Raw genomic sequence first — 19,769 nt, 5'->3', positions numbered from 1 at the left:
CGCCCGAGAGCGTGCAATGGCATTCACGGGAAATCGCCACGCACTCAACGCGTCGCAACGCATGCGACACGGCCGTCACCGCATTCATGGAGCACCATGTACACGCGCAACGAAGACCTCGAACATTTCATCGCCATCGCCCGGGCCCTGTTTCAGTCGCCCAGGTTGCCGGATGCGGCCCGCCACGCAGCGGCACAAGTTTTCGCTCGCCTCGAGCGTCCGTCTCACGACGGCATGCGTGCCGCGAAACGATATCCGGCCTGCGACCTCCTCGATTCCGCGCTCGCGCCCCTTCTCGACGATTCGTCCGACCTGCGCGCCGCGGCACGCGCGCTCAAGACGCTCGAACCCTCGCTGGGCTGGCAACGACGAACGTCGGGGTTGAACGGGAGCGAAGATTACGTTGAGAAGCATGTGAACGGGATGATCTGCGGGCCGGGCGGGATGGAGAGCCGTTACGACGTTCAACTGGGGTTTTCGTTGATCGCGCCCTTTACTCGCTACCCCGATCACCAGCATCTGCCGGAAGAGGCGTACGTGCTGCTGTCCGCAGGCGAATTTCGCCAGCGGGATGGCGCCTGGTTCGATCCGGGCATCGGCGGCGGGCTGCACAACACGCCCAATATCGTGCATGCGATGCGCTCGGGCAGCGCGCCGTTTCTCGCGATGTGGTGCCTCTTGCCTTGAGCCGGGCGTCGGGTTCGCAGCCGCTCGCGGATTGCCCGCCGCGATCGGCATACCACGGCCCGCGCCCGATAAATGCGGGCTTTTATCGGTTGCCGACGCCACGCGCCGATATTTCGCAACAATTCGCACCACTCATTACAAATTCGATTTATTTAAAATATAAACCCGAATAAATTATTTACCGTCGATCCTGACTTTAAAAATCCATCACATACAATACAGCTGTCGATCCGGGGAATCCCGACCACACACGATCGACATTCCGTTTCAATTCCCGATATTGTTTCAGAAAAATAGCGAAGGAGAAACGATCATGGCTCAAGTTACACTGTGGGGCAGCGTGCAGGGCAACGGCACGGTCGTGGATGGCTCGGGCGGATTCGCCGTGAAACGCGAAAGCACCGGCACGTACCAGCTCTCGTTCAATACCGCATTCATCAAAACGCCCGCGATCGTCGGCTCGCAATGGGGATACGGCGGCGGGCAAAACACGCTGGACAACGTGATCTTTCCGGCGCTTTCCGGCAGCGGAGCCACGATACAAACCGGCGACTCATACGGAAAATATTCCGACCGGAATTTCAGCTTCGTCGTTATCGGCTCGATCAGCTAAAAGTCGACCAAGCTGCATTCCTTCCGGCAACCCGGGGTCTTATTAAAATAAATTTCCGGAAAACCCGAAATCAATGCAGCTTCCATGGCACTTGTCACATAGGCGAGTCCAGGACGCCGGGATGAAGAAAACGAAATCGCTGTATCGCGGGCCCCGATTCCCGGCGTCCTTCATCGGCCATGCAGGCCGCCGGTGTTTTCGCTTCCGGCACGGCTTGCGCGACATCAGGCAGCGGTCGTTCGAACCGCGGCGCGAATCGGAACGTCATCGTGCCCAGCGCGACACTACCGCGCCGCAATCCCCGCGATAAAAAACACGCACGCGGCCGCCGACGCCACCGTGCGCACGTGATTCCACATCGTCCAGTCGTGCACGTAGCGCGTCCACAGCGCCGCGCCGTGCGCGGTCGCCGGATCGGCCGCGGCGAGCGCATCGTTGAGCGGCACGTTGACGGCCATCGTCACCGCGAACATGCCGAACACGTAGAGCACGCCGCCCGCGAGCGCCGCCATCGCGCCCGGCCGATCGCGATCGAACAGCGCGAGCACGGCCAGCGCGAGCGCCATCAGCGTCGTGCCGAGGAACAGCGGCATGAACGGCGAACGCACGATGTCGACGTTGATCGCATTCATCGCGGCCGCGCCGGCCTGCGGCGCGATCCGTCCGAGCGACGTCATCACGAACGTCGAGAACGCGAAGTACACGCCGGCCATCAGCCCGCAGCCGATGGCCGAACCCCACAGCAATGCGGAAGTCGCGAAAGCGATCATGGTCACGCGCTCCACACGCCGGTTGCGGCCGTCGCACGCGCATAGTCGGCGAAATCGCGCGCCGGCCGCCCGAGCGTGTCGTCGATGCCGTGCGCCACCGCGCTGTTACGCCCGTCGAGCACCGTGCCGAACAATTCGTCGAGCAACTCGACGACCGGCTCCGGCACGCCGACCGCGCGCAGCCCCGCGACGAACGCATCGGGCGGAATCTCGCGATACACGATCGGCCGGCCGGCGGCCCGCGCGATTTCGCCGACGGCTTCGGCGAACGTCAGCGCGCGCGGGCCCGTGACCTCGATCACGCGATCCGCGAACCGGGCATCGGTAAGCGCGGCCACGGCCACGTCCGCGATGTCGTCCGCATCGACGAACGGCTCGAGCACCGCACCGGCCGGCAGCGCGACCTCGCCGGCCAGCACGCCGTCGAGCAGGTAGCCCTCGGAGAAGTTCTGGTTGAACCAGCTCGCGCGCACCACACCCCAGCCCACGCCCGACGCCTGCAGCGCGGCCTCGGCGGCCTGCGCGCGGGGCTCGCCGCGCCCGGACAGCAGCACCACGCGCTCGACGCCGCTTTCACGCGCGAGCCGTGCGAATGCAGCGATCGCTTCCACCGCGCCTTCGACGGCCAGGTCCGGCTGGTAGGTCACGTACGCGGCCGACACGCCGTCGAGCACGGCGGGCCAGGTCGCGGGCTCGGTCCAGTCGAAGCGGACGGCCGACGTGCGCGACACGGGCCGGGTAGCGATGCCGCGTGCGCGCAGCCGTGCATCGACGCGGACGCCCGTCTTGCCCGAGCCGCCGACGATGAGGATGGGAAGTGCCGACATGTGCGTCTCCTTTTCTCTCTTGAATGCGAGAATGTCTCGCGTTTTAAAAACACGATAGACTCTCGCATTTGCAACGTCAAGTTTTTCCGGAGGCGGCATGGGCCGACAAAAATCGGGGCAGAACGACGAGCCCGAAGCGGCGGCAGCGGACGCGCCGGCGCGCGCGCGGCTCGTGCCGACGCAGCAGCGCAGCCGCGAGCGGTTCGAGCGCATCCTCGCGTGCGCGTCGGACGTGATGATCGAGAAAGGCTGCGACGCGTTCCGGATGAGCGACATCGTCGAACGCACGGGCATCTCGTTCGGTTCGCTGTACCAGTACTTTCCGGACAAGTCTGCCGTGATCGGCACGCTCGCGGAGCGCTACAACGCCGTCGGGCACGACTGCGTGCGGCGCGATCTCGCCGCGATGAAGACGCTCGACGACCTGCACGGCACGCTCGCGCGCATCACGGACAGCTACTACCGGATGTTCGTCGACGAGCCGCTGATGCGCGACATCTGGCGCGCGACGCAGGCCGACCGCGCGCTGCAGGAACTCGACCGGGCGGACGGCGAGTTCCTGGCCGCGCTGTTCGCGGATGCGTTGGGAGACGTGGCGCCCGACACGACACGCGCGCAGCGGCGCGCGTTCGCCGAGCTGATGATGATCCAGATCGCAGCGGCCGTGCGCCACGCGATCACGCTGCCGCCGAAGGCGTCGCGGCAGATCCTCGCGATGTTCAAGCGCATGTTGCCGCGGGATCTGGCGGTGCTGGACGCGTAACGGCAGGCACGCTGCACGCAGTTGTCCATCGTGCGATGGATCGCGCTTTCAAGCGAAATCATGTTCATGCGCCGCCTCCAGATGCGGAATGCGGCAGCACGGGGATGTCATGCGATCAATTCAAATTGAATAGGACATATCCGAGCGAACCGATGCGATAGACGATGACGGCGCGTGCGAGGATCGTCCAGATGCGATTCTCGACATTCGGCGCGCACATCCATGCGGAACGAATCCATGCACAAAACGGCACGATGTAAATGACGAATGCCGCGAGACGCAGCGGTGCCGGAAAATTCGATCCCAGAATCAGCGCCAGCAAGGGGATAAACAGCAGATTAAGCGGTGCGCCAATCAGCCACCAGACTTTCCACAAACGTTCTTCCCCGTTCCAGGCGTTCTTGAAGGTATTTTTCATTGTCCTGATCGTCCAACCATTATCCCCGACGCATCATCCAGTTCTCTGTATCCGGCGATGTTCACGGTAATGTCGAGATCAAATTCTCGGCAATATCAGCGGTACGCTGTTTTTCCCCGTCATCCAGCCGTTGAGCCATTCTCGCCTCGACGAGCGCCGCAGCAGCGCCATACCGCCCCAGACCTGATATGGCATCGAAGCTCGCGCGCGAACGCGCGATCCACGCTGCGCCGATGGCTCTGTCTCTCGGCAGACCGTTACCGGTCAGGAACCGCATGCCGACGGCATACTGCATGAAAAGACCCGTTGTAATTTTCATAGGGTCGAAATTCGAACGCGTTATCTCTTACTTTCCAGTTGCAACTTCGAGCTTCACGATGACGTCGTCAACATAACCGACCCTGACCGGCAAGCCGGCGCGGATCGGTCCGCCATGCGATGCGGTGTTGTTGAAGCCTCCCGTAATCACATAGTCGGAGTACGAGAAGCATGCCTGTTTGACACAGAATCGCTCCATCGCGTGCCCGCCATAAGGCATGGGTTCAAAGGCGCTTACCTCGCCCTCCACCACGCGAACCTCGCCGGCGGCGATCGCGCTCTGAAGACGATGTGCCGTGGCATACGTGCTTCCGAAGGCAATGGCTGTCCAGAGTATCGCAAAACCCAGCCAGACGAACGGGAAGACCTTGCGCATGAAGGCAGGCCCCTGTACCGGCAGATCGTTGCGAAAGCAGACAAACACGGCACCAACGGCCACGAAGCACAAGCCGTATGCGGGGAACGCCCAGTTCGAAAACCCACTGTTGGCGTAGTCGAATACGATCCGATAGCCGTCGCTGGATACTGCCAACGATACATCGGAAGTCAAAGCCATCAGGGGATTGCGTTGACCCGTGCCGCTTATCGCAATGCAGCCTATCGAAAATGCCACCACCCCAATGCTCATGGCGATCGCCATGATCTTGACCATACGCTCCGTGACATTCTCGTATCGATAGCCGAACTGATCCATCAACTGCAACTCGACGACTTTCTTTGCGCCGCCGGTGAAAATCCAACACGCGAGCCCCCATGCCGTGGCCACCATGACGCCAAAAAACACCATCACCGGCGCGTTGCCGTTCGACGGTCTCAGAAAATCCCAGACATCATGAGCCCGCCCGGACAATATGCCGCCGCCCATCACGATCCACGGCAAGATCTGCAAACCGAAAAGAGCGCGGCCGTAGGCGCGCGCCTGATCGCGAAGCGCATCGCTCCGAAGCGTCGACACGCGGCGGCGTGAACAACGCACGTACTGTACCGTGCTGAACACGATGGCAATCAGCCAGAAGTACCGGCTGAGGATCTGGACGAGTTCGATGATTCGCCTCTTCTCATTGAATTCCCCGGGCTGGCTCGGCGTACTCGGTCTGCCGTTTTCCCGCTTCGACGCGCGGACGGCTTGCAGTGTGGTTCGGAAGCAGGCCGCCGGCAATCGCGGCAGCGCCGCATCACCGACCGACTCTTGCGCTATAGCAACGGTTTCGCCTACTGCTGGATCGTCGCGTTCTTCAACAGTCCACCAACGAACTGCGCACTCGCCTTTTCCAGTGCAAGCGCCTCCAGTTGCTGGCGGATCGTTGCCTGTGCTTGCGGGAACGACGGCACCTGCGTCGGCCGCTTTGCATCGAGCTTCACGATGGCTCGTGCACCATCGATCGGGATCGATGAGGGCGTGACTGCGCCCACGGGCAGCTTTTCGAGCGTCTGCGCGATCGCGACCGGCAAACCGGACGTCTTGCCCTCCGTCGCCGGCGCCTTGAAGCTCGTCCACGGCAACTCGCCGCCGGTCCCGCGGCTCGGCGCGATGCTGTACTGGCGGGCAAGACCTTCAAACGATTTTCCCGCCTTCAACTCGCTCAGCACGGTCGCGGCCGTCGCCGCATCCTGAACGACGATCAGCCGCGGCTTGTATTCGTCCTTCCCGAGCGACGCGACGATCTCGTCGTAGCGCGACTTCACCTGCGCGTCCGTCACCGGGTCGGGTTTCACGTTGTCTTTCAGATAGAGCTGAGTCTCGGCGTTCGCCTTCGCCACCTGCATCGCCGCCTGGACTTCCGGCTTGCTGCCGTAGTTCGCCTTCTCGGCTGCCTGCTGGATCAACACGCGCGCAATCAATTGATTCTTGATCGCCTGACGCACCTGCGGCGTGTCCGGCTGCCTCGAGACCCGCAACACGGCGTCGAGTTCCGCCTGCGTGATCGCCGTCCCGTTCACCGTCGCAACAGTGGTCGGCTGCTGCGATGCAGCCGTCGTTTGCGCGGATGCGGTACCGGTCAGTGCACCGGCAAGCGACATTGCGATCAGCGCAGGCATCAGTTTCGTTTTCATCTTCGTTCCGTCTTCGAATGGAAAGGCGCGAAGACATGTCTTCGCCCATATGCGACCGCTCCGTGAGCGATCGGTACGCGTCAATCAATAATTCCAGTTCATCGTGGCCAGCACGAGCGTCGCCTTCGAACCGAGCGAGGCCGGTTGCGTCAACGCCCGTCCGACCAACACCTCGCCGGACAGGAATTGCTTGTGCCACTGCCATTGCGCGCGCACACCCGCGCCCACGCCGGCCAGCGTCGGGAAACCCGAAGTGGCGACGAGGCTCGCCTTGCCCGCATCGAAGAACACGTACGGCTCGATGCGGCCGTCCTTCCACGCCGGCGCGTTCACCCAGGCAAGCTCGTTGCGCGAATAGAAACCACGATCTCCGGCGATCTCGCCCGAACGGAAACCTCGGACGGTATCCATGCCCCCAAGGTACAGTTGCTCTGAACCGAACAGCGCCATGTTCGTGTACTGCCCGCTCAATGCGCCCCGATATGCGAGCAGCGCGCGTCCGATCTTCGGCAACGGCAGCGTGAATGCAGCAGTGGCATCCACCTTCGTGAACTGGCTGTGCGCTTCGTCGCGCGTGATGCCGTGCGGATCATGGTTCGCGCCGAACCACGGTAGGCCCTGCGACAACCCGCCATTAAGCGTGAAGTTGCCTTGCGCGTCGTTCATCACGAACTTATGCAGCCAGCTTCCGCCGAGACGGAACACGGCGACGCGCTGCGGATCCAGATCGATGCCGTTGACTTCGCGATCGGTGCGGCGCCAGGACACCGTGGCGTCGACGCTGGTGATGTCGCTCACGCTGCGGCTGACCAGGTAGTTCCAGCCAAAGATATGCGACAGCGTGCGGCCGTACTCAAGCGCGGTCGTGCCGATCACTTGCTGGTATTCCGAATCGGAAATCGTGTAGCTGAACGTGTGGCGGCCGAACGGCACCGCGAACGAGCCGACGATCGCATTACTGTCGAGGCTGTCGAGGAAGTTCACGCTCAGCGATTCCTGCAGGCCAAGCAGGTTGTCGGCTTCGACGCCGGCCCGGTAACGCGTGACGCCCGTGGCCGAGCTGCCGTAGTTATCGACGCCGAGCGTGTAGTAGAGGCGATCACCTGGTTTGTTGCCGATGTCGACGATCGATTCGCCTGGATTCTGGCCGGGCAGGATCTGAACCGTCGCCTGGTTGCGGCGCAGGCGGTTGATCTGTGCGACGCCCTGATCGATATCGGACAGGCGCAACGGATCGCCAGACGCCGTCGGGAAGGCGTTTTCGTAGCCGGCGTCCGTGAACCAGCCGCCGCCCGCCGACGACTCGCCGGGCTTGAGCCGGTGGATCGGCTTGCCGTTGATCGTGAATGCTTCAATTGAACCGACCTGAATCGTGATCTTCAGCGTGCCGGTGGCGAGATTTTGCGGACCGAGCAGCGCGCGGGTCGTGACGAAGCCGCGTTCGACGAATACATCGGTGATCCGCTTCAGCAACACGTTGATGCGATGCGAACCGAGGTCCTGACCGACGAACGGTGCGACGACTGCGTCGAGCCTTTTACCGGACACGCCGCTCGGCGGCTCGAACGAACTGCCGTCGGGCGCCTGCAGCGTGATCTGCTTCACGGCGAAGATCGGACCAGGCTCGGCGATCGCGTTGACTGGTGTGTCCGGCGGAATGTCTAGCGTCGTCTCCGACGTCGGTGCGACAGTAATCGAGGCCGGCGGCTGTTCGAGTTGCCGCTGGCGCGCCTGCTCGCGCTGTTGCTCGATGATCAGCTGCGCCGGATCCTGCACGGGGCGGCCGGCCGGGGGCGGAGTCTGCGCGTGCGCCGGCACATGGAATGCAGCGAGGCTCGCGACCAGCAGCGGCAGCTTCAGTCGGGGGAATGCGCGTGGTTTCATCGTTATTGTGCGTGCAGGTGCTCGAGCGTCGATGTGGCCGTTCCGATTGCGTCACTCTTCGCAGCGGCCAAGACGATCACGAGAGCGACGAAGGCGATGACGGCCAGCCCGAGTCGATTTTTTGTTCGATAGTTCATGCGTTAGCGCCACCACCACGTCGTCAGGCCCAGGTGCTGGTCGATCTGGACAGGCGTGCGCGAGGGAGCGCGTACAGTCGTGATGCCGCCGGCCGCCGTGACGCCCTTCCCGCCGCTGAACGAGCCGCCATCGATCACGCCGTCGCCGGTCAGCGTCACGCTCCCGTTCGCGCTGAAACCGCCGCCGACGTCCATCGCGATGATCTGCGCCCACGTGCTGCCGAAGAACGCTTTGAAGCCACGGTGCTGGTTGATTGCCGAGTAACCGGTCACGCCCTGTGCGTACGTGATGGGTGCGTCGACCTTGATATCGCCGGTCGCGAAGACGTTGCCGCCGACGTTGCGCGCGACCGTGCCGGCCTTGATGCCGATGTTGCCGCCCGCCTGGATCGTGCCACCGTACGGCATGACGTTGCTCGACGCATCGGCGTGGCAGAAGATCCAGCAACTGCGCGTATAGCTTGCCTGCCCCGTGAAGACTGCGGCGTTGGTGAAGGCGTTCTGGGCGGTGATATTGATGTCGCCGTCGTTCGATTGAACGATCCCGCCCGAATTCGTGAAGTTGCGGCTCGAGATCGTCACTGGGCCATGCACGGCGGCGATATAGGCGAGCTGGTCCGGGTTGCCGACCGTGCCGTAGTCGACGTTGAAACTGCTCGTCGTATGCGTGAAGAACAGGAAGCTGCCGCCGCGGTCTGAATACGCAGTGGGCTGGCCGCCGTTGGTGCCGCCCGTATGGTCGATGATGTTCCGCACGTCGCCGGCCGCGGTGAGGTTCACTGCGTTGTTCGACAGGATGCGGGCGTTGTCGTTGATGATGTTGCCGCCGGCCGTCAGCTTCGTCTGCCCGTTGGCGGCAAACATGATCCCGAGATTGTTCGCGCTCGAGCGGTTCGTGATGTCGCCTGCGGCGTTGAGGATCACGTCGCCGCCGGTCGTGGTGCCGTCGCTCGCAGTGGCGCCCGCCTGAATCAGGCTGCCGGTGTTGGTGATCGCGCCGCTACTTGTCAGGTTGACCGTGTTACCCGCGCTCAGCGTCGTTGGGCCGGTGGTGTCGTCGGACAGCGCGATACTGCCGGCCTGAACGTTCACATTGTTCGCCGCGGTCACCAGTGCCCCCTGCAGCGACACGGCGCCGGGCGTCGTGAGCGCGACGTCGCGCTCTGCCTTTACGGAGCCGTCCGCGATCGCGATATCACCGTTTGCCGTGACGACGACGTCGCCGGCGTTCGCGTAGATTTTGCCGAGGCTATGCACCCCCGCCCCCTGGTCGGTGACGATCAACTGGACGCGGCCGGCCGTCAGCCCGCCAGCCGCCGTGATATCGACCGCGACAGCGTTGCTTTTTGTACCCGGCGATGAGGTGCCGATCAGCCAGTCGTGGCCGTTGTCGGACGGAGAGAAGCTGGTGTCGTAAGTCGTCGTGCTGTCGCCAGCGATCGCGCGGATGCCGCTCGTCGAGCTGGTGAAGTCGTTGGTGACCGGGCCGTTGATGCTCAGCTGCTTGGCAATCAGGTCGAGGTTGACCAGCGTGCCGGACAGGCCGCCGGGACCAATCGTGATTGCACCGCGGTTCGTCGTGAGCACGACATTGCGCTGCACGACGCCGGGGGCGAGCGTGAGGTCGTTGAAGCTCACCTGCCCGGTCGACAGCACGACGTGCCCAGTGTTCGTGAAGCTGCCGCCATCGACCGTGACGCCGTTCGGATTCGCCAGGATCACGTTCGCGCGCGGACCGAGGACGTTGATATTGCCCTGGATCAGCGACGGGTTCGTGCTCGTGACCTGGTTGACAATCGTGCGCGCATTGATGCCGACGTTGTTCAAATCGGCGCCGGCTTTCGAGACGTTAAACGACGAGTAGGTGTTGTTCGACACGCCACCGGTGGCCGGCGCGATATTGATGGTTTGGCGCCCGCTCATGCCGGTTGAGACGGTCGTCGCAGTTCCGCCGTCGGCGATAACTCCTGCTGCTATCGCCGAACCGGACATGCCCGCAAATGCCACCATCAAGCATCGTCGCAACAATTTAACTCGCATCTCCACCCCGGCCCAAATTATTCGACTACTAAACTCGTCGCCACAAACACGCTACTTCTCCAGCGAAATTTCAGGGAAGGAAAAATCGCCGGCCACGCGACGGGAAATAAACTCATCACCCGTCAAAACGTGGCGTATGGAATTTTCCCTTTCATTCGCATAATCGATGAAATACGCATCGTAATAGTATGCATCACTCTGATCCACTTCAGACATTGCCTTGTTGCCTTCGGCTCTTCCGGTGGTAATGGTGAAGAAGATGTTGCCAGAAACACCCCACCTTCCTTTTTCTTCGGCCACCCTTGTCTCACCGCCCTTTTCATAAACCTTCCACAACTCCGAATATGTCCCGTCGCGTCTAATGTCCATCAATGTCATCGTTTTACTGCCATCACGCGCGTTTTGGCGGTCGTACCATCGCCCAACGAACAGATCCCTTCGATTTTGCGCAGTCATATCGACTGAAAGTCCATATTTCTGCCATTGTTTAGGCGAAGTTAGAACATCCGAATTTTGTGAGGCACAAGCGCACAAAATCAGTGAAAAAGCCCCTACGAAAACTGCTCTCATAGCCTACGACCTCATGCCACATCAAAATCGAAATTCCCGACAAACAAAATCACTATTGCGTGAATGCGAATTCAATCTACTGAATTGACATCCCCCCCTCGATTGATCGCTCGCCGCTCTTTTAAAAATTGATAAGTGATTCCAATAAATAGCAAAATAAACAATGGCAGCGGAATCAAAAGCGGCCTCCAGCCAGCCCCTTTGGCCAGCGAAATCGCGACAAAGAATGAAATCACGGCAGCCAGCGAAATGTAAGCCTTAATATAGCGGATCGTGATTTTATTTATTCGAGCATCATTCATAGCTTTCACTTTCCAGGGGCAGATGCATTTTGGACCGCACTTTGGAACGGTCCCGAGAGACCTTGAATAGCCTGGTTGACCATATTGCCGAGTGGCGCGGGCAATACCGCCTTTGCCCAAGACCCTAGTGCAGTCGCGCCTCCCGCAACTCCTGCGGATAGGTTTGGACTATCTTGATGAGTCACCCCTGCCGTCCCAAAAGCGGCTGTACCTGCAACAGTTGCATTGTAGCCGTTGGCAGCAATTTTTCCGAAGGTGTTCATGCCCTCAATTGCCGAATCGGCAATAGCGAATGGATATGCAAACCCACCGATCACCCCGGCGATATATGATTTTGTAAAATTTGGTTGATCTGTCGATAGTCCCATTTTGTAACTAACATAATCGCCCTCGTAATCAAAGGCACCGGCCACCACAGCAGCAGCAATCGCCTCTGGTCCGAGTAATGTCACGCCAAGCGCACCCGCTGCATACGGGGCTGCTGTATTCATGTTGCTGACGGCGGCTTGGCTGTTTCGCAACTGCGCATTATTCAATGTTTGAATCGTCTGGTCGCTACATGCGGGGTTTGTCGCGGCGCAGACCTTCGAAAGCATGTCATTTTTTTGCCCAGCATGCTGCCCGGCATTGTTCAGGGCTTCATTCTGCGCAGCCGCCGCTCCCGCCATTGCATTTTGCCCCGCAAGGCCTGCGAGACCGCCACCCGTCCACGCCGAAATCGCCGCCAGTGCTGCCATCTGACCTTGGTCCAATGGTGCTCCGCTCGGATCAAGCATTCCCACGATCTGCTGCGACAATACGGCACTCGCGGCCGCCCCGATCGCTCCACCGCCACATCCTTGACCGGTTGCTGCGCCCGCAGCACAACCGAGTGCTGCATGGGCAGCCACGTACGCGGCCCCCGTCAACTTGCCGTCTTGGTTCAGGTTGCCGATTGTGTAGGCAATCGAAGCCGCCGCATTCGTCGCCGCACTATCGCGCAAGTTCGTCAGGAAACTGCCTCCTTGGAGAGTCGTCTGAACCGTCGCCTGAAGCACAGACTCGGCCGCAATCGCACCAATCGTAGTCGGCAACGAGCCGGTTGCAGCGCCAGCCTGCGGCACCAGCGTATTGCCAAGCGACTGCACACCTGCCAACGCGGCAAGGCTATTCCTTGACGCCGCCCACGACCAACCGGGTGTACTATCGCCAAACGTGATGCCATTCGTCAAACCCGCAGTAAGCGCGGCCGTACCAGCCGTCGTGAGCATGGTTCCCACGCTAAACGAACCGCCACTATTCAACTGGCTCATCGTGCTATTCATCATGCCGGCAACGCCCGCAGCCAGTGCGGCATTCGCCGTACCAGCGCCCAAGGCACCCGCACCCGTTCCAGCCGCAGCGAATGCCGAGCCTGAGCCTGCCGTCGCCCCTGCCGCTACGCCGATGGCTGCCGATGCCGCCATCCCGGACATGATCGACAAGCCGACGATCACGCCCGTCATGAAGAGCTGGTCGTACCACGCGTCGCCGCCGAGCATTTCCGTATGCAGGTTGTCAGTGACGGTCCGCTGCGTAAAATTCCCGCCCAGCTTCGTCTTCAGGTCCGACAGCATTTGCTGCGTCGCGGCCTGATTCACGCTGCCATCGGCATTGACCTGCTGCAACGCCCCACCGATCTGCGCGATCGACTGCGCGTTGAGCTGATAGTTGGCGGCCGACATGAAGCCGCCTTGCTGCGCCAGGGTGCCCGTGGTTTCCAGCAACATCCCTTCCTGCCCGACCTGATAGATCGTGCCGACGTTCGTCGAACGTTGTTCGTTGGTCAGCGAGTTCGTGTTGACCGTCAGGTTCTGCGCCGTGACGGTCCCCGTGTTCAGGATGCTGTTCGCGTAGTTGAGCGTGACGTTGGTGCCCGTGATCTCACCGTCGGCGTTCACCACCGCGAAGTTCTTCGGCAACAGTACTTCCGGCATCAATGCTTGCACCGTCGGGCACGTAGCGCCGCCGGTGGTGCTGCAACCCGGCTCCGGCACCGACTGCTCGACGTACCAGAGCATTGGATGATCGATCATCGCCAACTGCGCGTCGGACAACTGCGTGCCGAGCGCGATGTTGTGGTCCTTCGCATACTCCAGTGCCGCACCGTAAAGTGCCGCCTTGTCCTGATTGGCGATCGACGCCTGACTCGTGCTGTCCGTGGCGCTCGTCGTGCTATAGAAACTGCTCCTGCCGGTCGCCTGCAGCGCCGCTTGCTCAATCTGCTGATTCTCCGTGTACGGGTCGTAGTAGAACGGCACATTGCCCGGCTGCAGATTCGACGGAAGGTTGGCGATCAACGACGCCGACGAAACCGTATCCACGACCTGCGCGGCCGGGTTGTTCGTCAGATAAGTGACCGTCGCGGTTTGCCCCGAAATCGTCTTGACGGTTGCGCTCAATGGCGTGTTCGCCTGCGTGACAATCGGTGCGACCGGCATGCCGACGGTCCGCACACCAATCGGCGTATTCGGCGGCAAACCGGCCGAACCCGTCACCGACGTCAGCTGACCATTCGCGTCGACGACCCGACCCGCCACGTTGACGGTCGTTGCCACGCCAGACGGCGTCGACACCGGCCCAAGCGAAATCACCTGACCTGACACGACCGGCGGCGGCGTGAAGACGTTCGGATTCGTGATGCCGTTGACAAGCTGCGAGCCCGTCAGCGCGATGGTTTGACCGATCACGTTGCCGGTGTTGGTGAGCGTCGGCGAATTCACCGACAGCGAGTTGCCCGCTTGAATCGTGGCCGGCACGAAATCCGACATACCGACGTTCGACGGCAAGCCTGGCGCGGCTTGCGCATCGCCGAGACTGAACGCCCCGCCATACAGGTTCTGACAGGTCGCCGCCGAGCCTTGGCAACCCCACGTGCGAATGCCAGCCGGATTGCCCGTCCAGTACGCGTGCAGGTACTGGTTATCGCTCGACGCGCTCGAGCTGGCGTTGATCGTCGCGTTGTTCAGCGCCGTGACAAGACTGCCCGTGTTGCTGAACACACCCGCGGTGATCGACAGATTGTTGTTCGCCGTGATCGTCGCCGGCCTGGCCGACTGCACTTCGATATACGCTTCACAGTTCTGCCCGCATCCCGTGTACGGCGATGCGGTGCCGTAGTTCTGATGAACCGTGACGGGCGCGGCGACCGTGTTCGTTACTGTCGCAGCGTTGAGGTTGACGTTGTTGCCCGCCTCGATCGCGCCCGACGTGTTCGTGACGCTCGATGCCTGCGTCGGATTGCCCGCAGTCGTGCCTGCGCCGCCGATCACGACATCGTGCGCCGCGACCAGATTGCCATAGGTATTGGAGACCTGATTCGCCGCGATAACGATGTCATGGCCGGCGGTAACGTTGCTATTGGCCTGCTGATAGCTGTACGTCTCCGAGTTCGGATTCGTCGTATGCAGCGACGCACAGCCCGAATTCGAGATACCCGATGCGCAACCCGCCGTCACCGTCTTCGACCCGACATTCGAACCTTGATTCGTAAAGCTCGCTGCCTGAATCGTGACATCGTTGCCCGCCGTCAGCGTGCCTGCGTTGGTCAAATTACCGCCAGACACATTGAGGTTGCGGCCGGCGAGGATCTGGCCCGCTACCCCTTGTACCGTGACGCTGTTCGATACCGCCGGGATCGCCACCGTACCCGGCGAATTGATCGTGAAGGTCGTCGGCAGACCGATGGTGTATGAACAGTGGCTGTTCAGATCACAAGCATGGATCCCCGTGCCGACGATACCGCCGCCGGACGCTCCCGGAGACGTGCCGACGCTCTGGTAGACAGCGATCGGCGTGCCACCCTGCCCGAGGAATCCCCCCGAGGTCGAACCGCTCAATGCCCGCAAACCCGACAACAGCGAATTCAACGCCGCCGCATCGACCGTGTCCGTCACGGTCGACGTGTACGAGCGCGCCTCGTTGTTCAGCGTCTGAACGTTCAACGAAACGTCGTTCGCCGCACTGACGGTCCCGCCTTGATTGTTCAAGGTCTGGGCCGTCATCGAAAGATTATGACCTGCCGCGATTACGGACGGCGGGCCGGACACCACACCGACCGTCGTTGTCGTTTCCGTCACCGTCGGCAACGTGAAGGTCTTGCTGATGCCATTATTCGCCAGCGTGCCGTCCTGCACGTACCAGTACGCCGCACCGAGGCTACCGAGCTGCGGTTGTGCCTGCGACGCGTCGCCGGGCAGTTGAACCAGCGTGAACGTTCCGGTCGATGCGACGGGAGCCTGAGTGATCGCGACGCCAACAGGCGACAACAAGTCGCCCAGCGTCGCCTGCTGGGTCAGCGGAATGTTTTCAGAAAGGACGTGATCGCCCGCGCCGGGGAAATAGAACTGGTAATTGATGGTGCCGATCGGGGTCGACCACAACAGCCCGGGATTATCCACCGTCTTGGTCGTCGTCGATGTCGACGAGCCGGATGAAGCGGTCGCATTGTTGACAGTGGCCGCCGTGATCGACAGATCGTTCGTCGCCGTCAGCGTACCGCCTGCATTTCCGAGATCACCACTCAGGTTGATCGTCGCGTTGCCCCTGCCGGCCGGGCTGTTGCTGTTGCCCGCCTTCGTGGTGCCGCCCGAGTTGTCATAGCTCGATCCGGTAATCGTCAGCGTATTGGCGGCCTGCACCGTGCCGGCGTTCGTACCCGAACCATTCAACGTGAACGCATCATTGGCCGTGACCGTGCCGCTCGCCGCATTCGCCAGCGCCCCGTTGATCGTCAGGTCGTTGCCGTTTATTGCACCCGTGTTGCCCACCGCGCCGTTCAGCGTCAGTGAACCCGTACCCTGGTTGATCGTGCCGGCGTTGTTGATGCCGTTGGCCGACGAAACCGTAACGGCCGTTCCCGGCAGCGTCCACGTCCCAGAATTGCTCACCGATTGCGCCGACAGGTTCAGACCGTTACCGCCATTGACCGTCCCATAACTGGCTACCGATGGGTCGAGCGTCTGGTTCGGCAGGTTCAGCGTCGCAACGTTTTGCGCGAGGATCCTGCCGTTCGTATTGCCAAACGAGCCATTGCCGCCCGTCACCGTCACTGTCGTGTTGCCGACTGCGGCGGTCGGGTGGTTGACGTCGCCCGAGTATATGAGACCGTTCGCGTTACTCAGGTTGCTCGTCGTCAGGTTCAGCGCGTTGGTCGCGAGCAAACCGCCCGAGTTCGTCGTCGCACCCGAGACATTGAAATTCGCCGTCGGTCCGTAGATCGTCCCCGAGTTCTTGAGGTTCGTCGCAGTGACGTTCGCAGTCTGCAGCGACGAGAGGCTGCCCGTGTTCGTGACCGCAAAGCCCGACACGTTCAGATTACCGGCCGCCATCTGCGTACCGATGTTATTGATCGTGCCGCCGGCGAGCGTTGCGTCGCCCTTGAAGGCCGCCGTGCCACCCGTCGTCAGGCTTTGCGTGCCGGTGATCTGCGTCGTGCCGCCGACCACCGCGTTCGCCGTCGTCACGCTTGCGCCAGACAGGGTCGCGTTGCCGCCGATCGACAAAGCGGGGGCGGTGGCGTTGAAGGGCTGGTTGAGCTGGCCTGCCGACGTGTCGAGGTTATCCGTCGCAGTGGCGGTCAGATTGCCGCCGACGGCCACGCCCTGCGTTGTGATGTTGCTTGCCGTGAGGCTCGCATTTTTCGACACGGTCGTCTGGCCGTTGAGCGTCAGATTCTGGCCGGCGTTCACGGTCGAATTGCCCGCCGTCGACACCGGACCGACTGCCGTCAGATTCCCTGTCTTCGCATTGGCGTTCAGATCACCGATGCTCTTCAGGCTGCCTTGTGTATTCACGTCGGTGCCGGCAGTGATCGTCGTCGCCCCGCCTGACAGCGCATCGCCTGCGAGCGTCGCACTGCCGCTGGTCGCCGTCAGCGTGCTGTTGCCAACTGCCGTTGTTGCGCCCACCGACAGGTTCTGGCCGGCGGTCGCGTTCAAGTTGTTTCCGGTCTGGATCGCGCCAGAAACCGCGACGTTGTTGCCTGCATTGAGCGTCGTGTCGTTCGCGACGCTGATCGCACCCGTGCCGTTAATGTCGCGGCCCGCCGTCACGCTCGCGTTGCCCGTGTTGCTGACTGCGAGCCCCCCATTCAGATTCGCATCGCGCGCGGCTGCAATCGTCGTGGCCTGGCCGCTCTGGATCGTCCCGGCGACCGTCGCGTCCTGCCCGGCGTTGATATTGACCGCGCCCGGCGTCGACACAGCACCCGCGATCGACACGCTTCCCGCGTTCGATCCGATCGATGCATTGCCGCCGCTATAGACGAGACCGCCCAGGCTCACGCCCTGCGATCCGCTCGCGTTCAATTTGCCGAGCGACACCACGTTGCCAGTTGTCGTCAGCGAGCCGCCGTTGGCCGCGAGCGTCATGTCGTCAACCGACTCGGCCGTTCCCTGCAAGCTGGTGTTGCCGCCCGACGTGACATTCAGGGCTTTGCCGCTCGTGACGTTCCCGCCGAGTGTCGTGTCCTGCCCCGCCTGAATCGTCACTGCGCCCGGAGCGGAAACCGTGCCGCCAAAGCTGGCGTTGGTGCCGGCCGTCGCATTGATCGCACTGCCGCTCTGCACCGCGCCATTCAGCGCAATCGCCTGACCGGCATTCAGATTCACCGCGCCTTGCGATGACGCGACGTTACCTTGCCCCGTGATCGAGCCGCCTTGCGCAGCGATCGTTACCGGCCCCTGTGCCTGTACCGTGCCACCGACCACAGCGTTCTGGCCAGCCGTGACGGACAATGCACCGTTCGATTGCGCATTGCCGTTCACCGTGGTCGAGCCGGTTTGCGCGGCGATCGTCGTATCGCCGACGCCCGACACCTGCCCGTTGACAGTCGCGTTGCGTGCGCCCGCGAGCGCGACCGTGCTACCTCCCTGCACCGCGCCGTTGACGGTCAGATCCCGTCCGGCTTTCGCCAACACCGTGCCAGGTGCGCTCAAGCCCCCGACAGTGAGATCGCCATTCGTCGTCTGCAGCGCGATATCATGCGCCGACAGCGAACCGATTGTCATCGACTGAGCAGCCGTGAGGCTGGCCGTGCCATTCGCGGCGACCGACGCAGCATTCAGATTGCCACCCGCCATCATCGTGACGTTCTGGCCGGCCGACACGGAGCCCGGTGCGTTAATATCGCCGTTCGCGTTGACCGTGTAGTTCTGGTTAGCGAGCCCCGTACCGCTGATGGTTGTGTTGCCCGCGCTAGTCAGATTGACATTCTGATTGGCAAACGTTTGACCGACCGACACGTCGCCGTTCGAATTGACCACCACGTTGCCCGCCGTTGCCGACAACGGGCCTTGGGTGTTCACGCCCATCCCGGCCGCGGTCGACACGATATAGACTGTGCCGCTCGTTACCGAGCCATACTGGTTCGCATCGACGGCCACACTCTTGCCGATCGCGGCGGCGGTGTTGGTCGCGCCGTTCGCGACCGTGCCGTATGTAATACCAGTCGCGTCCGACGATGTTGGCGTCACGAGCTGGTTGCCAGTTACTACGTTGACGCGCTGATCGGCTCTCAACGGGGCGTTGATGGTGACACTTTGACCGACCAGGTCCAGGTTGCCTACAGTTCCCTCCACCCCCGCGCCGGGTGTACCGTTATTGCCTGCCGGCCCGTTGATCGAAATGTTGCCCGACGTAACGTTGTACGCGACTGCGCCTGCGTGCGTGAAATCGGTTGCCGCTCCTCCGACGCCAGTGAGAAACTGCGGCGTGCCGGTTGTGAGCGTCAGATTCGTGATGTTCGTCACGCTCAAACCATTGACGCTAACGCCATTGGGAGAAGCCACGACCACGGCCGCTGGAGAGCCGAAGACCTCGAGCGGGCCATACAATGAGGCTGCCGGCCCCGTCGATGTGACCTGATTGATGATCGTCGTGGCCGGCCGGCCGTTCAGATTCGGGTTCGCTCCCAGCGTGCCGCCAAGCAGCGACGTTCCTGCCACCGTGCTGTTGTTCAGCACGAGACCTTCCGCTCCTACGTTAAACGACTGGTACTGTCCAACGCTGATTCCATTGGAATTAGGGGTTGGGATATTGATCGCCGGTATGCCCGTGCTGGTCTGTGTGACCGTCGGCTGAAAGGGAATCGGCGCGCGCGGATCGACGATCGGCGCGGCATGTGCGGTTTGATCAGCGAGGAGCACCGCCGGCGCGAAATACATCACGACGGCCATCACAGCTGCGACGCCACGCATCCATAGCGGACGCGAAAGCTCGCCACATGCCGGTCCTGCAAACTGATAGTTCGTGCACGCCGACTCGCGCGCCAACTTGTGCTGCGCGACGCGCACGACCCCGGCACGCTGCGCTTTCTTGATACGCATATCTCCGCCCCTGCGAAGGCTTTTTTGTTAGGTCACGTCG

The 19,769-nt window shown here is 62.0% G+C and carries 14 protein-coding genes; 3 read left to right on the top strand and 11 right to left on the bottom strand.

Annotated elements, in window-relative coordinates; all coding sequences use genetic code 11:
* Positions 1–96 precede the first annotated feature (96 nt).
* The gene (locus tag KVT39_RS11430) at positions 97–687 is read left to right on the top strand and encodes a dimethylsulfoniopropionate lyase (RefSeq protein ID WP_217589296.1); all 591 of its coding nucleotides are present in this window, start codon (positions 97–99) and stop codon (positions 685–687) included.
* Positions 688–967: 280 nt separating this feature from the next.
* Positions 968–1,300, top strand: coding sequence for a hypothetical protein (locus KVT39_RS11425; RefSeq protein WP_254640453.1), 333 nt, complete (start codon positions 968–970; stop codon positions 1,298–1,300).
* A gap of 284 nt (positions 1,301–1,584) precedes the next feature.
* Here KVT39_RS11425 and KVT39_RS11420 read toward each other — a convergent pair whose 3' ends face one another.
* On the bottom strand, positions 1,585–2,070 hold the full coding sequence (locus KVT39_RS11420) for an anthrone oxygenase family protein (RefSeq protein ID WP_217589088.1): 486 nt from the start codon (positions 2,068–2,070) through the stop codon (positions 1,585–1,587).
* 2 nt (positions 2,071–2,072) lie between these two features.
* Complete coding sequence (locus KVT39_RS11415) at positions 2,073–2,897, bottom strand: NmrA family transcriptional regulator (RefSeq protein ID WP_217589087.1); 825 nt, start codon at positions 2,895–2,897, stop codon at positions 2,073–2,075.
* A gap of 97 nt (positions 2,898–2,994) precedes the next feature.
* Between KVT39_RS11415 and KVT39_RS11410 the strand changes: the two genes are divergently transcribed.
* Positions 2,995–3,660: a TetR/AcrR family transcriptional regulator gene (locus KVT39_RS11410; protein ID WP_217589086.1), complete on the top strand. Its 666-nt coding sequence runs from the start codon at positions 2,995–2,997 to the stop codon at positions 3,658–3,660.
* A 115-nt stretch (positions 3,661–3,775) separates the two neighbouring features.
* Here the strand turns inward: KVT39_RS11410 and KVT39_RS11405 are convergent, their stop codons facing one another.
* The 9 genes from KVT39_RS11405 to KVT39_RS11365 all read right to left on the bottom strand — a co-directional run bounded on the left by KVT39_RS11405 (position 3,776) and on the right by KVT39_RS11365 (position 19,729).
* Positions 3,776–4,078: a hypothetical protein gene (locus KVT39_RS11405; protein ID WP_217589085.1), complete on the bottom strand. Its 303-nt coding sequence runs from the start codon at positions 4,076–4,078 to the stop codon at positions 3,776–3,778.
* Between the two features lie 61 nt (positions 4,079–4,139).
* Positions 4,140–4,397: a hypothetical protein gene (locus tag KVT39_RS11400; RefSeq protein ID WP_217589084.1), complete on the bottom strand. Its 258-nt coding sequence runs from the start codon at positions 4,395–4,397 to the stop codon at positions 4,140–4,142.
* A 27-nt stretch (positions 4,398–4,424) separates the two neighbouring features.
* On the bottom strand, positions 4,425–5,555 hold the full coding sequence (locus KVT39_RS11395; protein WP_217589082.1) for a hypothetical protein: 1,131 nt from the start codon (positions 5,553–5,555) through the stop codon (positions 4,425–4,427).
* A 53-nt stretch (positions 5,556–5,608) separates the two neighbouring features.
* Positions 5,609–6,451 (bottom strand): peptidyl-prolyl cis-trans isomerase, encoded by an 843-nt coding sequence (locus tag KVT39_RS11390; RefSeq protein WP_217589080.1) that lies wholly within the window; start codon positions 6,449–6,451, stop codon positions 5,609–5,611.
* A gap of 84 nt (positions 6,452–6,535) precedes the next feature.
* Positions 6,536–8,335, bottom strand: a complete 1,800-nt coding sequence (locus KVT39_RS11385; protein ID WP_254640452.1) for a ShlB/FhaC/HecB family hemolysin secretion/activation protein — start codon at positions 8,333–8,335, stop codon at positions 6,536–6,538.
* Between the two features lie 140 nt (positions 8,336–8,475).
* On the bottom strand, positions 8,476–10,512 hold the full coding sequence (locus KVT39_RS11380) for a filamentous hemagglutinin N-terminal domain-containing protein (RefSeq protein WP_217589079.1): 2,037 nt from the start codon (positions 10,510–10,512) through the stop codon (positions 8,476–8,478).
* Between the two features lie 51 nt (positions 10,513–10,563).
* Positions 10,564–11,082 carry a hypothetical protein gene (locus tag KVT39_RS11375; RefSeq protein WP_217589078.1) on the bottom strand — a complete coding sequence of 173 codons (519 nt, stop codon included), beginning with the start codon at positions 11,080–11,082 and terminating at the stop codon, positions 10,564–10,566.
* A gap of 71 nt (positions 11,083–11,153) precedes the next feature.
* Complete coding sequence (locus KVT39_RS11370; protein WP_217589077.1) at positions 11,154–11,384, bottom strand: hypothetical protein; 231 nt, start codon at positions 11,382–11,384, stop codon at positions 11,154–11,156.
* Between the two features lie 5 nt (positions 11,385–11,389).
* The gene (locus KVT39_RS11365) at positions 11,390–19,729 is read right to left on the bottom strand and encodes a filamentous hemagglutinin N-terminal domain-containing protein (protein WP_254640451.1); all 8,340 of its coding nucleotides are present in this window, start codon (positions 19,727–19,729) and stop codon (positions 11,390–11,392) included.
* Between the last annotated feature and the right edge of the window lie 40 nt (positions 19,730–19,769).

This window comes from Burkholderia sp. GbtcB21, from assembly GCF_019091065.1.
In the GTDB taxonomy this organism is placed as follows: Bacteria; Pseudomonadota; Gammaproteobacteria; order Burkholderiales; family Burkholderiaceae; genus Burkholderia; species Burkholderia pyrrocinia_C.
Note: the sequence above shows the minus strand (reverse complement) of the source record. Positions and strands in the feature narration are given on the sequence as shown.

Excerpts from the sequence above, each read along its gene's own strand:
- KVT39_RS11405 (WP_217589085.1), bottom strand. The coding sequence starts at position 4,078 with ATGAAAAATACCTTCAAGAACGCCTGGAACGGGGAAGAACGTTTGTGG.
- KVT39_RS11365 (WP_254640451.1), bottom strand. The coding sequence starts at position 19,729 with ATGCGTATCAAGAAAGCGCAGCGTGCCGGGGTCGTGCGCGTCGCGCAG.
- KVT39_RS11390 (WP_217589080.1), bottom strand. The coding sequence starts at position 6,451 with ATGAAAACGAAACTGATGCCTGCGCTGATCGCAATGTCGCTTGCCGGT.
- KVT39_RS11410 (WP_217589086.1), top strand. The coding sequence starts at position 2,995 with ATGGGCCGACAAAAATCGGGGCAGAACGACGAGCCCGAAGCGGCGGCA.
- KVT39_RS11380 (WP_217589079.1), bottom strand. The coding sequence starts at position 10,512 with ATGCGAGTTAAATTGTTGCGACGATGCTTGATGGTGGCATTTGCGGGC.
- KVT39_RS11400 (WP_217589084.1), bottom strand. The coding sequence starts at position 4,397 with ATGAAAATTACAACGGGTCTTTTCATGCAGTATGCCGTCGGCATGCGG.
- KVT39_RS11415 (WP_217589087.1), bottom strand. The coding sequence starts at position 2,897 with ATGTCGGCACTTCCCATCCTCATCGTCGGCGGCTCGGGCAAGACGGGC.
- KVT39_RS11370 (WP_217589077.1), bottom strand. The coding sequence starts at position 11,384 with ATGAATGATGCTCGAATAAATAAAATCACGATCCGCTATATTAAGGCT.
- KVT39_RS11375 (WP_217589078.1), bottom strand. The coding sequence starts at position 11,082 with ATGAGAGCAGTTTTCGTAGGGGCTTTTTCACTGATTTTGTGCGCTTGT.
- KVT39_RS11385 (WP_254640452.1), bottom strand. The coding sequence starts at position 8,335 with ATGAAACCACGCGCATTCCCCCGACTGAAGCTGCCGCTGCTGGTCGCG.
- KVT39_RS11420 (WP_217589088.1), bottom strand. The coding sequence starts at position 2,070 with ATGATCGCTTTCGCGACTTCCGCATTGCTGTGGGGTTCGGCCATCGGC.
- KVT39_RS11430 (WP_217589296.1), top strand. The coding sequence starts at position 97 with ATGTACACGCGCAACGAAGACCTCGAACATTTCATCGCCATCGCCCGG.